The sequence below is a fragment of the Oribacterium sp. NK2B42 genome (genome assembly GCF_000424445.1).
In the GTDB taxonomy this organism is placed as follows: Bacteria; Bacillota; Clostridia; order Lachnospirales; family Lachnospiraceae; genus Oribacterium.
In genome coordinates this window covers 1-16,101 of the sequence record NZ_AUJX01000017.1, presented here as the reverse complement: position 1 = coordinate 16,101, position 16,101 = coordinate 1, and the positions used below count along the sequence as shown (strand labels likewise).

General features: G+C 42.8%; 13 protein-coding genes. All 13 read left to right on the top strand.

The annotated features are described in order from the left end of the window. The first annotated feature begins 67 nt into the window (after positions 1–67). On the top strand, positions 68–3,163 hold the full coding sequence (locus tag G625_RS0107310; RefSeq protein ID WP_029200604.1) for a glycoside hydrolase family 2 TIM barrel-domain containing protein: 3,096 nt from the start codon (positions 68–70) through the stop codon (positions 3,161–3,163). A 223-nt stretch (positions 3,164–3,386) separates the two neighbouring features. Further along, positions 3,387–4,337 carry a helix-turn-helix domain-containing protein gene (locus G625_RS0107300; protein ID WP_029200603.1) on the top strand — a complete coding sequence of 317 codons (951 nt, stop codon included), beginning with the start codon at positions 3,387–3,389 and terminating at the stop codon, positions 4,335–4,337. 286 nt (positions 4,338–4,623) lie between these two features. Continuing rightward, positions 4,624–5,679 (top strand): TAXI family TRAP transporter solute-binding subunit, encoded by a 1,056-nt coding sequence (locus G625_RS0107295; protein WP_029200602.1) that lies wholly within the window; start codon positions 4,624–4,626, stop codon positions 5,677–5,679. Next, entirely contained in the window at positions 5,679–6,188 is a 510-nt protein-coding gene (locus G625_RS21155; RefSeq protein WP_029200601.1) for a DUF1850 domain-containing protein, read from the top strand. The genes G625_RS0107295 and G625_RS21155 overlap by 1 nt, the downstream gene beginning before the upstream one ends. 25 nt (positions 6,189–6,213) lie before the next feature. Further along, positions 6,214–8,187: a TRAP transporter permease gene (locus G625_RS0107285; RefSeq protein ID WP_242826610.1), complete on the top strand. Its 1,974-nt coding sequence runs from the start codon at positions 6,214–6,216 to the stop codon at positions 8,185–8,187. A 360-nt stretch (positions 8,188–8,547) separates the two neighbouring features. Beyond that, the gene (trpC, locus tag G625_RS0107280) at positions 8,548–9,354 is read left to right on the top strand and encodes an indole-3-glycerol phosphate synthase TrpC (RefSeq protein ID WP_029200599.1); all 807 of its coding nucleotides are present in this window, start codon (positions 8,548–8,550) and stop codon (positions 9,352–9,354) included. A 175-nt stretch (positions 9,355–9,529) separates the two neighbouring features. Then, positions 9,530–10,324, top strand: coding sequence for a DUF4234 domain-containing protein (locus tag G625_RS0107275; protein WP_029200598.1), 795 nt, complete (start codon positions 9,530–9,532; stop codon positions 10,322–10,324). 337 nt (positions 10,325–10,661) lie between these two features. Then, positions 10,662–11,297, top strand: a complete 636-nt coding sequence (locus G625_RS23640; protein WP_049895789.1) for an ATP-binding protein — start codon at positions 10,662–10,664, stop codon at positions 11,295–11,297. Positions 11,298–11,312: 15 nt separating this feature from the next. Further along, complete coding sequence (locus G625_RS23635) at positions 11,313–11,819, top strand: AAA family ATPase (RefSeq protein WP_049895788.1); 507 nt, start codon at positions 11,313–11,315, stop codon at positions 11,817–11,819. Positions 11,820–11,898: 79 nt separating this feature from the next. Further along, positions 11,899–13,893 carry an SEC-C metal-binding domain-containing protein gene (locus G625_RS23225; protein ID WP_029200597.1) on the top strand — a complete coding sequence of 665 codons (1,995 nt, stop codon included), beginning with the start codon at positions 11,899–11,901 and terminating at the stop codon, positions 13,891–13,893. 181 nt (positions 13,894–14,074) lie between these two features. Continuing rightward, complete coding sequence (locus tag G625_RS18825) at positions 14,075–15,181, top strand: ATP-binding protein (protein ID WP_049895787.1); 1,107 nt, start codon at positions 14,075–14,077, stop codon at positions 15,179–15,181. Between the two features lie 27 nt (positions 15,182–15,208). Beyond that, positions 15,209–15,646, top strand: a complete 438-nt coding sequence (locus G625_RS21140; protein WP_049895786.1) for a PD-(D/E)XK nuclease domain-containing protein — start codon at positions 15,209–15,211, stop codon at positions 15,644–15,646. 258 nt (positions 15,647–15,904) lie between these two features. Then, positions 15,905–16,101, top strand: a 197-nt coding sequence (tnpA, locus tag G625_RS0107255; protein ID WP_029200596.1) for an IS200/IS605 family transposase, incomplete at its 3' end; no start/stop codon positions are given.

Below are 16,101 nucleotides of genomic sequence, written 5' to 3'. Positions count from 1 at the left end.
TATAAGTCCCTGCGCAATTGTATATCCTTGCGCAAGGGACTTATGAACCGAAAAAGGAAATGAGTATATGGAAAAATTCAATTACGACATCGTAAAGGATCCAAAGATATTTAAGATAAATGTTCTTCCCGCTGCATCAGACCATGTAGTATACAGAACAGAAGAGGAGCTTTTGAGAAAAGAGTCAGGTTTCAGACATTCTCTTAACGGCTTATGGAAGTTCTCATATGCAAAAAATTACGGAAGTACCATTCCGGGTTTTTTCGAGGAAGATTATGACGCAAAGACATGGGATGACATACGTGTTCCTGCGCATATTCAGATGGAAGGCTATGACATTCCGGCTTATGTAAATACACAGTATCCATGGGATGGAAGAGAAGAAATCGAACCCGGTGAGATACCTGAGGCATTTAATCCTGTAGGTAGTTATGTAAAGTACTTTACTGTGCCTGAGGATTTTAAAGGAAAACCGCTCTTCATATCCTTCCAGGGAGTTGAATCGGGTTTTGCTCTCTGGCTTAACGGGAAATTCGTGGGCTACAGTGAGGACAGCTTTACCTCAAGTAATTTTGATCTGACACCTTACATAAAGGAAGGCGAAAACAAGCTTTCGGTACAGGTCTTTAAGTGGACTGCTTCAAGCTGGCTGGAAGATCAGGATTTTTATCGCTTCTCGGGAATTTACAGGGATGTTTATCTTTATACGGTTCCTGAAGTTCATGTTTATGATCTCAAGGTAAGAGCGCTTCTGGACGATACTTTTACCGGAGGAACATTGGAGATCACACTGGATCTCGGAAAAGCAGGCGGTTCGACAGAATATGTGCTTACCTATCAGGGTGAGGATGTATTGAAGGGAGCTGTAAAGAATGCTGCCGGAAATCTTCAGATCAATGGAAATGTTGCGGCTCCTGCATTGTGGTCTGCCGAGAATCCTGCTCTTTACAGACTTAAGTTGATACTTAAGGATGACAACGGAAATATAAACGAGATTATCGAGCAGGCAGTAGGATTCCGCCGTTTTGAAATGGTTGATGGAATCATGATGCTGAACGGAAAGCGTATCGTATTTAACGGTGTCAACAGACATGAGTTCTATACAGATAAAGGCAGAGCCAATGTTACTCTCGAAGACGTCAGAGAAGATGTTATCTCCATGAAGCGTAACAATATCAATGCCGTAAGAACTTCACATTATCAGAATGCTTCTTACATCTACAGTCTTTGCGATGAGTACGGACTTTACATGATTGCTGAGAACAATATGGAGACTCACGGCGTATGGGAGATGATCGCAAGAGGCCAGAAGCCTTTGGAGTATGCGCTTCCCGGCAACAGAGAAGAGTACCTTCCCATGCTTACGGATCGTATAAACAGTACCTACCAGCTTGACAAGAATCATCCGTCGGTTCTTATCTGGTCCATCGGTAATGAGTCCTTCGGCGGAAGAGTACCGTTAAAGATGGCTGATCAGTTCCGTGAGCTGGATCATGAAAGACTTGTACATTATGAGGGAGTGGATCATGATCCGAGATATCCGGAAACTACGGATATGTACAGCCAGATGTATACTTCGGCTGAAAACATTGAAAAGTTCCTGAAAGCTCATACAGATAAGCCATTCATTCTTTGCGAATACACACACTCCATGGGTAACTCCAACGGAGATATGTTCAAGTATATAGAGCTATCCGACAGAGAACCGAGATACCAGGGCGGATTTATCTGGGATTATGTTGATCAGTCTCTGAGACGCAAAAACCGCTTTGGTGAAGAGTATCAGGCATATGGCGGTGACTGCGGTGAAAGACCCAACGACTATGAGTTCAGCGGTAACGGTATCATGGACGGAACCCGTCATGAATATAAAGGCAAGATGCAGGAAGTACGTTTTAACTTCCAGACTCTGAGAATCAGGGTTCAGGATGGAAAGATCAATGTCTTCAACAGAAATCTTTTTACAGATGCGAATGCATTTGACTGCCATGTTACCTTAAATAAATATGGTGAAGAGCTTTTGAGAAAAGAGATAGAAGTTTCTGTTCCGCCTCTTTCAGATAAGAGTTTTGATTTGCCGTTTACACTGCCGGAAGAAGCGGGTGAGTATACGGTCGACGTATCTTTCACATTAAAAAACGATACACTTTATGCAAAGAGGGGGCATGAAGTAGCGTATGGTCAGGGAATTGTGAGGGTTAATGCCGAGGATATGGAAAAACGGCATGAGCTTTCATTGAAGAAACCTTTTAAGGTAATTAGAGGCTCCGTAAACGTAGGTGTAAAGGGTGAAAATTTTGACATCCTTATCTCTACGCTTAAAGGAGGAATCACTTCCTACCGCTATGGCGGAAAGGAAATGATAGGTGTTGTTCCCAGACCTAATTTCTGGAGGGCACCAACTGCCAATGATGAGGGTAATCAGATGCCTGGTAGATATGGAGTATGGAAGCTGGCAAGCCTTTATCAGACTACAACACCGAAGAATATAGTCGGGGATGAAGGCTGGCAGAAAGAGGTTATGGCTTATCCGGAGGTTCTGGAGCTTGAGGATCATGTTAATGTAACATTTAAACATTGGCTGTTCCCTATGGAGAAGGATTGTTTTGTGACTGTGACCTACAGTGTGTTCGGCGACGGAACCTGCAGAGTAACAATGAACTATGATCCTTCTTCGAGAAAGGCGCTTCCACCGATGCCTGAGTTTGGTTTCATGATGAAACTTGATGCGGATTATGATAAAATCTGCTTTTATGGAAACGGTCCGGAAGAAAACTACTGTGATAGAAATGCAGGATCAAGACTTGGAGTTTACAGAACTACTGCCGGAGATTCCATGGCACCTTATCTTGTTCCTCAGGAAACCGGCAATCATACAGCTGTGAGATGGGCTACTGTGACCGACAGACTGGGAAGAGGAATGAGCTTCCGTTCAGTAGATCCTGATGGTATGGAGTTTTCTGCTATTCCATTCACACCGGAGCAGCTGGAAGAAGCAAGACATCCCTATGAACTCCCGAGAGTTATGAATACTGTGGTCAGATGCTCTATGAAACAGATGGGCATTGCGGGAGATGATTCATGGGGAGCAATGACCCATAAAGAGTTTCTGCTTGACAATAAGAGTCCATTGACATTCAGCTTTGAATTTAAGGGTGTTTGATGAGCATTATCCGGTTGTTATGGGCAGGTTTCTTTTGCGGAAACCTGCCCTTTTTCGGGGTTTTATCAGATTAAGGATGATCAGAGTTTTTTCAGTATGGTCTCCGGCAGTGTTCATTGCCGGATCTGCTGAATGATATGATTAAGGAAAGGCATCATATTGAATCAACAAGTCATAAAATCAATGATTTAGGGCTTGAAACTACAGAAAGGGGATAGCCTGTATGTCAAAGAAGAAACAGGAAATGCAATACAGATATTACGAAATGCCTGAGGACTCCTATGTGCTTGCACTTACGGGTCAGTCCTGGGTAAGAATATACGGAGACGGAATACCCTATCTTCATTTTCATAATTATCTGGAGATCGGGGTATGCCATAAGGGTACGGGAGAGATGGTTTATGAAAATACAGTTTACCGCTTTGAACCGGGCTGTTTTACGCTGATACCTCCGAACTATCCTCATACAACCAATTCCGATCCCGGAACACTGGGCTTTTGGGAATATCTGTTTGTTGATTGTGAAGGACTGATCAAGCTGATGTTCTCAAAAAATGAAGATAAAGCAAGGGCTGCCCTGGATGAGCTCTATAGGAGACCCTACTTTTTCAAATCCGGTGATGGGGAAGCTCTCATGAAGGATATAGCTTCAATATTTGAAGAGCAGAATGAGAGAAAAAATCTCTATAAGCAAAAGAGTGATGCTTATCTGGTGGATCTTCTTATCAACATCATACGTATGAATGAGACCTCGTCTGAATCGGAACAGGTTGAGAAGGATGCCTTTAAGGAAGAACCCGGAGATATGGAGAGACTTGCTCCTGCAATAGATTACATTAAGGCGCATTTTATGGAGGAGATATACATAGGAAAGCTTGCGGAGCTTTGCGCATTATCGGAAACACATTTCAGACGGCTGTTTAATGATAACCTGCACCTTTCTCCTCTTGAATATGTCAATTCCATACGTATACATGAGGCCTGCAAGGAACTGAGGACTTCTGACAAACCTATACGTACCGTGGCCTATGAGACAGGTTTTACATCGATGTCGACTTTCCAGAGAAACTTCATGAAATTTGTGGGAATGACTACACATGAATGGAGAAATCATCCCGAGAATTATGAGTACAAGCTGCAGAAGTATAAGATCAGCACTTATGAGGGATGGTGAAACACAGGGAATATCAGACATAACCAAAACAAAGTAAAAGGACATATGAATATGCGTCCTTTAACTATAATACTCATAAACATGCATATATTTACGTTCAATGCATAGATATACGATTTATGCAGGAATCGCGTGAAATATATGCATTTTTTATGCATATAAAAACAGGTTGACAAAACACATTCAGGGCTTTATCATTTTAATCAATACCTGAGGCAAAGGTTATGGAAAATCAGTATTCCATAACAAAGAATATATGATTTGTCTTCAGAGAGGGAGAAATATTATGAAGAAGTTATTGTCTTTAGTGATGACAGGTGTTCTCGCAGCAAGTGCTTTAACAGCATGCGGTTCCAGCGGTTCTACAACAGCAACTCAGGCTGCTGCAGGTGCTGAAACTACAGCCGCAGCTGCTGCAGAGACCGCTGCTGCCGGTGCAGCTTCAACCGGAAACTCCGGAGAAGAAGTTGTATTCGGTACAGGTGGAACAACAGGTACCTACTATGCAGTTGGTGGTGTTATGGCAACAGTTCTGAATCCTCTTATGCAGAATTCTCATCTCACTGTTACATCAACCGGTGCTTCAAAGGCAAACATCCAGCTTATCGATGACGGTGATGCAGACCTCGCTATCGTTCAGAACGACGTTATGTCTTATGCTCACGAAGGAACAGACCTTTTCGCTGACGAAGGTGCTTATGAGACATTTGCACCTGTTGCAGGTCTTTATGATGAGACAGTTCAGATCATCACATGCACCGACGATATCAAGACAGTAGCAGATCTTAAGGGCAAGACAGTATCCGTTGGTGATGCAGGTTCAGGTGTTGAGTTCAACGCACGTCAGATCCTTGATGCTTACGGCATCAGCTTTGATGACATCAAGGTTGTTAATGCTTCCTTCGGTGATTCAGCTGATTCTCTTAAGGATGAGAAGATCGATGCAGCATTTATCGTTGCAGGTGCTCCTACAACAGCAGTAGTTGATCTTTCAACAACAAAGGCAGTTCACCTTGTAGAGCTTGATGACGAGCATATCAAGGCACTTCAGGACAAGTACAGCTTCTATACACCGACCACAATTCCCGGCGGCACCTACACAGGTGTTGATGCAGATGCCAAGACTGTTTCCGTAAGAGCAACTATCATCGCTTCAACAAAGCTTTCCGAGGATGTTGTTTACGAGATGCTCAAGGCTATGTTTGATAACAAGGACGCTCTTGCTGCAGGTCATGCAAAGTTCGAGCTTCTTAACCTTGAAGATGCAACAAAGGGAATTACCATTCCATTCCATCCGGGTGCTAAGAAGTATTATGAAGAGCAGGGTATCACAGTTGACTGATGAAAAATCAGTTTATAAATCATAAGAAGATCTTAGTGGCGGTGATTGCTTTATTAGCGGTTACCGCTACCGTTGTTATTTATATTCAATTGGTGGGAATCGGAGTTCTGGCTGTTTCCGATGCATCGGATGGCAAATTGTACGGGATGTATCCTGTAAGGGTTGGAGATACCTTCAGCATTGGATTTATTCATTCTGTAAACAAGAGCCCGCTCATTGATTATTATGAAATAAAGGCTGACGGAATATATGTGGAGAAAACCGTTTATTACGGTTTTGGTGCCGGGGTTCAGACAGAGCTTTCCGAAGGGGAGAAACTTGAATACGGGCAGGATGGAAGTATGATAGTTTCGGGCTTTGATAAGAAGATGCCTGATCTCACTTATTTTGTGGGAACGGTATCTGATCATACCTTAAGGATCAATGAAGGAAAAGACATTAGCCTGAGGGATCTTTGCGGCAGGAATTCACGGGTCAGATTTTCATATATGAAGTGGAAGTTTTTTTAAACCGATGGGAATGGAGGACACAACTTTGGAAGAAAAAACAAACAACACAACAAAAGATGTGGGTGTGAACAGCATCCCGCAGGGCGGACAATCTGCTGAAGCTCAGGCAGTTGTCGATGAGATCATGAAAAAGTATGACCGTGAGTCAAATGTCAGACCCTGGAAAGGTGTCTACGACAAGGTTATCAAGGTGCTTCTTGCATTATTCTCGCTTTTTATGATCTACATGAATCTTTTTGCGGTGTGGGATGAGCGTATCAGACGTCCTTTATTCGTTGGTATAGTTATCGTATTCATATTCATATTGTATCCGTCAGGTAAAAACCATCTGAAGCCACAGAAGCAGAACCACATACCGTTTTATGATCTGATCCTTGCGGTGGCAGGTTCCTTCAGCTTTTTCTATTTTGTAATCAACAATCGTGAGATCATCAATCATGCGACCCGTATCAACCAGACAGAGATCATCCTCGGTGTTATCGGTATCATAGTTCTTGCCGAGTGCTGCCGAAGAGTGACAGGTATTCCTATCGTTGTGGTTGCCGCACTCTTTGTGGTTTACGCTTTCAGTACCGGAGCATCTTTACGTAAGATAGTTTACAACCTGTTCTATACTACAACAGGTGTTATAGGTACTCCTATAGGCGTATGCAGTACCTACATCGTACTTTTCATCATTTTCGGAGCATTCTTGGAAGCAACAGGTATTTCCGAGTTCTTTATCCAGTGTGCCAATGCTTTAGCCGGTTCAGCAACCGGCGGTCCCGCAAAGGTTTCCGTTATTTCCAGTGCTCTTTGCGGTATGGTTTCAGGATCTTCTGTTGGTAATACTGTTACCACAGGTTCAGTTACTATCCCTATGATGAAGGAAACCGGATTCCCGGGAGAGTTCGCAGGTGCGGTTGAAGCAGCTTCCTCTACAGGAGGACAGATCATGCCGCCTATCATGGGTGCAGCTGCATTTCTTATGGCAGAGATGATCGGTGTGCCGTATTCCAATATCGTTGTGAGAGCCATTCTGCCAGCGATACTTTATTTCACCGGTATCTTCCTTATGGTTCATCTCCGAGCCAAGAGACTTGGACTTAAGGGAATTCCAAAAGAGGAGCTTCCTAAGTGGAAGGTGCTTCTTCCGAGAATTTACCTTCTGATTCCTATCATTGCGCTGATCTATCTTATCTGTGCCGGATATACCATGAGCCGTGCAGCCATCATTGCCACCATACTTTGTGTAGTTGTAAGTATGTTTGACAAGGATCACCGTATGTCTCCGAAGGATATGTTCAATGCTCTTGTAACAGGTGCGAAAAATACTCTGTCAATTGCAGCTGCCTGCGGTATCGCCGGAATCATTGCCGGAGTCGTTACCATGACAGGACTTGGCCAGGTATTCATCACAGCCATCGTTGGTGTATCACACGGTAACCTTCTGATTGCCCTTTTCCTTACCATGATCTGCTGTATCATCCTGGGAATGGGTGTGCCTACAACAGCAACCTACATCATCATGGCAACAACATGTGCACCGATCCTTACCACTGGTATGGGACTTAATGCATTGAGCGCAAATATGTTTGTATTCTACTTTGGTATCGTTGCGGATATCACACCGCCGGTTGCACTTGCAGCTTATGCGGGTTCTGCTATCGCAAAGGCTGATCCTATGAAGACAGCTATCAATGCGACGAGACTTGCTATAGGAGCATTCCTGGTGCCTTACATATTCTCGCTCAATCCGTCTATGCTTCTTATAGATACAGATGCTTTAGGAGTTGTGATGATCGTTATCACCAGCTTCCTCGGAATGTTCGCGATTTCAGCAGCACTTGAGGGCTATACGGTTAAGCCGATCAACATGGTAGTACGTATATTGCTTGCCGTTGCAGGTCTTATGATGCTTTATCCGGGAACTCTTACAGATGTAATCGGTATCGGAACCATCGCTGTGATCATGGGTATCGACGTACTTCAGACCAGGAAGCAGAAAGCAGCCGTTTAATAAAGGAACCCTTATAGTCCCTGAGTTATAACAGTATAGTTTAAAAGTGATAAACCTATAATATTTTTTCAGAGATTTTCTTTTCTGCTGAAAAAGATATGCTAAGGTTACTTTGTTTTTAAAGGAGCAGTAAATCTGCTCCTTTTTTAGTGCCTGAAAGAGGATTTTTTGTTATATCTGCCAGTCATTTTTGATAGATTACAATCATAACTCCTTGTGATACGATGCTGTTATAGGATTATATGCAGTTATGTCTGCATATAAATATCAGATGTGGTAATTTAATTTGATGTCAGACATTTTTGGGTGTGAATGTCTATGGCTGAAATCAGTCAATCATCAACAGGGGAGAAGACGAAAATGGCTAATATTCTTGAGGATATTGCCGCCTACACTTTTAAACGGGTGGAAAAGGCAAAAAGGTTAGTGTCGTTTGAGGAAATGAAGAAAAAAGCTGAGGCTATGGATCCCAATACGGGTTTCCCTTTCGAGAAGATTCTCAGAGAACCCGGAATGAGCTTCATATGCGAATGCAAAAAAGCGTCACCTTCAAAAGGGATCATCGCAATGGATTTTCCTTATCTCAAGATCGCGTACGAGTATGAAAAAGCAGGAGCTGCTGCAATCTCGGTACTTACAGAGCCAAAATGGTTTAAGGGCAACAATGAGTATCTCAGACAGATTGCAGAGACCGTGAAGCTTCCGTGTCTCAGGAAGGATTTTGTGATCGATCCTTATATGATCTATGAGGCAAAGGTTCTGGGGGCGAAGATCGTGCTGCTTATCTGTGCATTGCTGGATGAGGAGACATTAAAATCCTACATGGAGATTGCTGACAGTCTTGGTCTATCTGCTATCGTTGAAGCCCACGACGAGCGGGAGATTCAGAAGGCAGTGAGGGCGGGAGCCAGGATAATCGGTGTAAATAACCGTAATCTGAAGGATTTCACGGTTGACATTCATAACAGCATTAATCTGAGAAAAACAGTACCGGAGGACGTACTATTCATTGCAGAGAGCGGTATAACCTGTCACGAAGATATCCTTGAGCTGGAAGCGGGTAATGTTAACGGCGTGCTCATCGGCGAAACCCTCATGAGAGCGGCTGATAAAAAAGCAATGCTTGACGAACTGCGTTTTGGAATTCTGCAGGAAAGGGCTGTATAGTTTTCAGACTGGTTTTACAGTGCCGGTGATCTTGAAAAAGATTACCGGTATTTCTGTTTTACATGCCTGTAACCGAAGTATTTTAGAATCCCGACGGGTGATATAAAAAAATGGATTAACTATGCTATAATAAAAGAGTAATTTTTCAAAACTGCAATTTTGGAGGGGAAACATTATGTTTTGTCAGAAATGTGGAAATCAGATTGAGGATAATGCTAAGTTCTGTCCTGTGTGCGGAGAACCGGTCGATTCTGTTAATTTAAAAGACTTAGGTGCAGGTGCTGTTAATGCTGCCAACGCTGCATTTAACCGTGCTGAGAATGAACTGGGAGAAGCTGCACGCCAGATGGCAGGAAATATAAGTGGTTATAATAATGGTTATAACAACGGATACAATAATGCACAGAATGGCATGAACAGCCAGGGATATAACAGTGATTCCAATGGCATGAACAGCCAGGGCTTTAATAATACTCCAAACGGAATGAACAACCAGGGTTACAATAATGCTCCAAACGGCGGTTATAACCAGGGATATAACAATGCCCCAAACGGCGGTTATAACGGAGGCCTAAGACTTAAGGAAGACAGAAGTCTTTTGATGTACATAGTCCTCACTATCGTTACCTGCGGTATATATTCATTTTTCTTTATTTATAAGCTTGCGGAGGATGTGAACACCGCCTGCAACGGAGACGGTGAAGAAACTGCCGGACTTGTAAAGTACATGCTGCTTTCGATAATCACCTGCGGTATCTATTCTCTTATCTGGCTGTATAAGCTCGGTAACAGATTATCCGCTAATTCATACAGATACGGTCTGTCAATTCAGGAAAACGGTACAACGATCCTTATGTGGTATGTACTCGGTTCATTTTTGTGCGGTATCGGTCCGCTGGTTGCATGGTATATTCTCATAAAGAATATCAATGCCATCTGCAGCGCTTACAACAGAGCAAACGGACTTTAAGCTTACCGGAGCCGACCCGGTAAACGATGTGTGGTTGATCAGGATGTAATCCTGCGGTTGTACCGGTGCAGATATTTATGCGGTAGAAGATTATCCGGGATAGAAAAACATCATTTTTTATAAGTTAAGAATATGCTACGATATAAGCAGGTTAAGACAGAATTGTCTGCCGTTTGTATCGTAGCATTTTTCGATATTTTTATAATATTCCTGTCTTTACAATAGTAAAATCATTTAAGTACAACAAGTAAACTTACATCATGCCGGATTTGGAAAAGTCAGATAATTGTGTTTACGGGTACGATGGCAGAGAAAGCAGATTGAATGGAGAAAAGCGATGGAAGAGAGAAAGCTGCCGGTAGGTATTCAGAGCTTTGAGAAAATAATTGAAAACCATAACCTCTACGTAGATAAGACGGAGTATATCTATAAGCTTGTACATACGGGTATGCCCTATTTCTTAAGCAGACCCAGGCGATTTGGAAAGAGTCTTCTGCTATCCACCATGAAGGCATACTGGGAGGGAAAGAAGGAGCTGTTCCGGGGACTTGCCATCGAGAGGCTGGAGCAGGATGATCCGGAAGCCTGGCAGACATACCCTGTGTTTTATCTGGACTTCAATAAGGCAGACTATCATGAAAACGTGGCACTGAAGTCAGTCCTGAAACTGCATATTGAAGAGTGGGAAAAGCAGTACGGAAAAACCACTGAAGATGCGCCCCTTGGTGCCAGATTTGGACAATTGCTTAGGGCAGCTGCGGAACAGACCGGAAAGCGCTGTGTGGTGCTGGTGGATGAATATGATAAGCCGCTGCTTGAGACCATGGGGAACAGGGAGCTGGTGGAGCATAACAAGGCTGTGTTCAAGGGTTTTTTCAGTTCCCTGAAAAGTGAGGATGCATATATACGTTTTGTTTTTATTACAGGAGTCACGAAGTTTAGTAAGGTGAGCATCTTCAGTGACCTGAACTAGCTTCGGGATATATCCATGAGTATGGACTATGCGGAGATATGCGGTATCACGGAACAGGAAATGACGGATGTCTTTATGCCGGAGATCGATGCACTTGCCGAAGAGCAGGATATGAGCCGCAGTGAGTGTCTTTTTAAGCTTAAGAAGGAATATGATGGCTATCATTTTCATCAAAAGGTTGAGGGAGTATATAACCCTTACAGCCTGCTCTGTGCATTTGCGGACAGGGAATTTGACGCATACTGGTTTGAAACAGGAACCCCCACTTTTCTTGTAGAGCGGCTAAAGAAGCTGCAGTTTGACCCGAGACGTTTTACAGATAATACAATATTTGCAACAAAGAGCGAGCTAAAGGATTACCGGGATGATAATCCGGATGTAATCCCGCTTTTGTATCAGACGGGGTATCTGACGATCTCGGAGTATGATGCCGCAAAATCAGCTTATACCCTGGGATTCCCCAATGAGGAAGTCAAGTATGGGCTTTTAAAGAGCTTATTCCCGGTCTATGCGGGGAATTAAGATAGGAGTGAACTTCAGCTCGGAGACAAGGCAGATGACGGAGTGGAAGGTTAAGTAGTGGGATATTGATTGGAGACATATGAAGTTTTATCAGATCAAAGCAATAAGAAAAAATATTAAACCGCCTGTCTGGAGAAGAATCCTGGTTCCGGCCAATATCACATTCTCGCAGCTTGCAGTCATACTGGAGGGGATTCTGGAGATTCCTCCTCATGATACTTATATGTTCGAATCTTATTCGTCTCAGGTGAGGTTTTCTGAATATAAGGATGGGAAGAAGCTTCCTTCAAATAACTACTATTCAGCTTATGATGCTGCTGAAAATTATATTAATGAGTATTTTGATGCTAAGAATAGTTTTTCCTTTACTATTCCGGATATGAAGGATGTAGTTCCGGGGTATCGTCTGGAAATAGAAAAAAGTATTGAAGGTATCACTTTGAAGGACAAGGTAACAGGAGATGTTAAAGAGCTTGTATTTCCTCTGATAGAAAAGCAGGTCTTTGATACAAATGACGACTATTTCAGCAGTCTTTATGAAGTGAATGAGATTATGAGAAGGGATTACTTTATCGTTGAAGAAGGTCCTTCTTTTGACGTTTATTCTGAGGTTCATGAAAGGATAGATAGTGGCAAAGGGATCCTTTACAGCAATGCTCCTGTGAATCGCAGGACACATGTTGAGAGATCATTTCAAAGCTATTTTAAGGAATTCGCTGAAAATTTTGAGTTAATGTCTGAGAATCAAAGAAAGTCCGATCACTATAACAATGACTCGATCCATTCCGGCATTGTTAATACAAGCAGTATCGAAGAGCAGCATTCAAATGCCGGAGCCGGTTCCAGACATTCATCTCTTGAAGGCTTTTTAGAACATCTATCCTATGAAGATTTAATGGAATCTGCCGAAGAAATTAATTTCCAAACTGCGGAAAAAGATAAAAGAAAGCTTGCAAAGGCTCTGGCGGAAAGATATTTATCACCTGATACCATGAAACGACAGTTGTTATGGGCAACGGAAGATGAGCTGGATATATTTGAGGAAGCTATTAAAAAAAGAGATACATTCTTCAAGGTAAATGATTGGAAGAAATACGATAATATTTACATGCGGGGATATTATCTCGGATATTCTGACGATTACGCAGGCGTGACCGGAGACATAGCAGATGCATATGAAATTCTTAAGAAGTCCGGCTTCAGGAGCACACACAGGCAGGCAAGATGGCTTCGTGACTGTTTAGGGTATGTGGGATTGTTTTATGCTGTGATGCCCATTAAAAAGCTTTACAGGATATTCAGTCAAAAAGCGGGAATGGACATAGGTATCGACGCTTTCAGAGCCATTTTCCATGAAATCCCACAGGATTATTCGATCTGTTCCCTTGTGGGAGATAAGGTTGTTGAGAACGATCTTATAAAGGATGATCGTTATAAAAAGCTGGAAAAAAGGATGCTGGATATAGGATACTATATTCCTTCAGTTGAAAACATTGAGGCATATTCAAGAGACCGGTATCCTTCAGATGTACCGCAATACATTGAACTGTATAAATACTTTATCCGGAAGCTTAAATGGAAAAAGAAAAAGGCTGCAGCAATGTGCACGGAAGCGGCCAGAGGTTTTTCATATGATGAAGATGTGCCTGAATATCTGGAAGAATTATATGAAAAAGGTTTTCCCAGAGATAATCCGGATGAAATCAGAAAAATCATGAAGCTGGTTATCGATGTCTATAATAATACGAGAAATGTTCATATGCATGGGCACACAACCGATGAAGTTTATCAGCTTATGCCTCAGGAAGTAACAACGGTGGGACCGACAGGCAGCCCCGTAAACCCGATTATCGGAAATGTTTTAAATACAGGAAGAGGCAATTTAGAGAAGATGGGCGTTAATGTCGTAAGCATGCCTGATAGCACAAAGACCCGTAGCGGATCCATGCCTGTAGAAGTGATCGGCAGAGAGGTTACCTCGACGAAAAAGGTTTATCCTAATGACCCCTGTCCCTGCGGCAGCGGAAAGAAATACAAGAAGTGCTGCGGCAGGAATGCCAATATTACATCTTGAGTAGTTAAGCCGGATAATCGTAAAAGAAGCTTGATGAGAAGCGGATTGGAATTTAAGAGATACGTGATTTGCGGTGCCGACAGGTATTCAGACGAGTAAGCATACGCCGTGTTTGTTTTGAAATTGAAAGAAAAATGAATCTGTGAGTATGAGAGCAGAAAAAGATTATACTGGGTAAATTATGGAAGAGAGAAAGCTGCCGGTTGGTATTCAGAGCTTTGAACAAATTGTTCAGGATAAATATTTGCTGATAGACAAAACTGAGTATATTTATAAACTGGTCCATACGGGGAAGCCCTATTTCCTGAGCCGTCCGAGGCGATTCGGAAAGAGTCTTCTGTTATCTACCATGAAGGCTTACTGGGAGGGAAAGAGGGAGTTGTTCCGTGGGCTTGCCATCGAGAGGCTGGAACAGGATGATCCGGAAGCCTGGCAGAAATATCCTGTGTTGTACTTTGATTTCAACGGTAATGACTATCAGGAAAGGGATTCGCTTGAAAGCGCTCTTAATGCTAAGCTGATGCTTTGGGAAGAGCAGTATCATACATTAACTGATGCAAAGCTTTCTCTTGGTGACCGGTTCAAAAGAGTGCTGAGGGCAGCTTCGGAACAGACCGGTAAACGCTGTGTGGTGCTGGTGGATGAGTATGATAAGCCGCTGCTTGAAACCATGGGGAACAGGGAGCTGGTGGAGCATAACAAGGCTGTGTTCAAGGGTTTTTTCAGTTCCCTGAAAAGTGAGGATGCATATATACGTTTTGTTTTTATTACAGGAGTCACGAAGTTCAGCAAGGTGAGTATCTTCAGTGACCTGAACCAGTTGGAGGATATCTCCTTTGACGATGACTATTCCGGATTGTGCGGTATCACAGAGGAGGAAATGCTGGCGGGATTTAAACCTGAAATAGAGAGAATGGCAAATGAGCGCTCCATTACATTAGAGGAGTGTATCGGAAAGCTTAGATCGACCTATGATGGATATCACTTTTCTGCTGACGGTGTCGGAGTATATAATCCCTACAGTCTTTTGTCTGCTCTTCAGAAACGGAGATTCGGTAACTTCTGGTTTGAGACAGGAACGCCTGCATTTCTTGTTCACCGCCTGAAGGAAATGGATTTTGATGTGCGGCAGTTCAGTGAAAAGACGATCGAGTCCACGGAAACTATCCTTTCTGATTACAGGGCAGATAATCCGGATCCTGTGCCTCTGCTTTACCAGAAAGGATATCTTACTGTTACGGACTATGACGAAAACGGAATATATACCCTTGGATTTCCCAATTCTTAAGTCAGGCTTGCGTTCCTGCAGAGTCTCATGCCGGAATATGTCAGGGAATGCGGATCAGGCTCGGGAAAGGATGTGCTTGCACTGAGGAGGCATGTTGAAAACGGAGATACCGAAGCTATCATGAATGTTTTCAAGGCATTGTTTGCAAGTATTGTTTATACAGCTAATGACACACCTTTTGAACATTATTTCCAGACAGTATTTCATATCACCTTCACGCTGCTCGGACAATATGTTGAGTGTGAGCAGCATACATATACTGGCAGGATCGACTGTATCCTAAGGACAAAGCAGTTTATCTACATTTTTGAGTTTAAGCGTGACGAGAGTGCCGATGCAGCTCTTAAACAGATCGAGGATATGCATTATGCAGAGCCTTATGCAGCGGACAGCAGGAAGCTGTATAAGATCGGGGTGAATTTCAGCTCGGAGACCAGGCAGATGACGGAATGGAAGGTCGGGTGAGACACGAATATGCTTTGATCCTGGCGTAAACCGGTGCATATAGAGAATATGGAAATGGAGAAAATATAGTTATTTCAGCTATAATATTTCGGTATTTTTAAGTTTTATGATATGAATGAAACAGTCTTAATCCCCCAGCTGAGCTGGGGGAGCAATAAAAGCGGAAGCGATAAACGGAGTAACATAAACTAAAACCTCCGGTGTACAATAAGTGCAGGTCTAGCAAACCACACTAATTGAAACGGAGGATTAGGTCCAATGGACAATCAAAGTTTATCACATAGCAAGTATAATTGCACATATCATATCGTGTTCATTCCGAAATACAGACGTAAAGTAATGTATGGAAAACTACAAGCGGAGGTAGGACAGCTATTAGGAAAAGTGTGCAAGATGGAAGGCGTAACAATAATTAAGGCGGCTACAATGACAGATCATGTACATATGTATGTATC

Bases quoted from the DNA above. Each gene is read 5' to 3' on its own strand.
- G625_RS0107310 (WP_029200604.1), top strand. From the start codon at position 68: ATGGAAAAATTCAATTACGACATCGTAAAGGATCCAAAGATATTTAAG.
- G625_RS0107300 (WP_029200603.1), top strand. From the start codon at position 3,387: ATGTCAAAGAAGAAACAGGAAATGCAATACAGATATTACGAAATGCCT.
- G625_RS0107295 (WP_029200602.1), top strand. From the start codon at position 4,624: ATGAAGAAGTTATTGTCTTTAGTGATGACAGGTGTTCTCGCAGCAAGT.
- G625_RS21155 (WP_029200601.1), top strand. From the start codon at position 5,679: ATGAAAAATCAGTTTATAAATCATAAGAAGATCTTAGTGGCGGTGATT.
- trpC (WP_029200599.1), top strand. From the start codon at position 8,548: ATGGCTAATATTCTTGAGGATATTGCCGCCTACACTTTTAAACGGGTG.
- G625_RS0107275 (WP_029200598.1), top strand. From the start codon at position 9,530: ATGTTTTGTCAGAAATGTGGAAATCAGATTGAGGATAATGCTAAGTTC.
- G625_RS23640 (WP_049895789.1), top strand. From the start codon at position 10,662: ATGGAAGAGAGAAAGCTGCCGGTAGGTATTCAGAGCTTTGAGAAAATA.
- G625_RS23635 (WP_049895788.1), top strand. From the start codon at position 11,313: ATGAGTATGGACTATGCGGAGATATGCGGTATCACGGAACAGGAAATG.
- G625_RS23225 (WP_029200597.1), top strand. From the start codon at position 11,899: ATGAAGTTTTATCAGATCAAAGCAATAAGAAAAAATATTAAACCGCCT.
- G625_RS18825 (WP_049895787.1), top strand. From the start codon at position 14,075: ATGGAAGAGAGAAAGCTGCCGGTTGGTATTCAGAGCTTTGAACAAATT.
- G625_RS21140 (WP_049895786.1), top strand. From the start codon at position 15,209: ATGCCGGAATATGTCAGGGAATGCGGATCAGGCTCGGGAAAGGATGTG.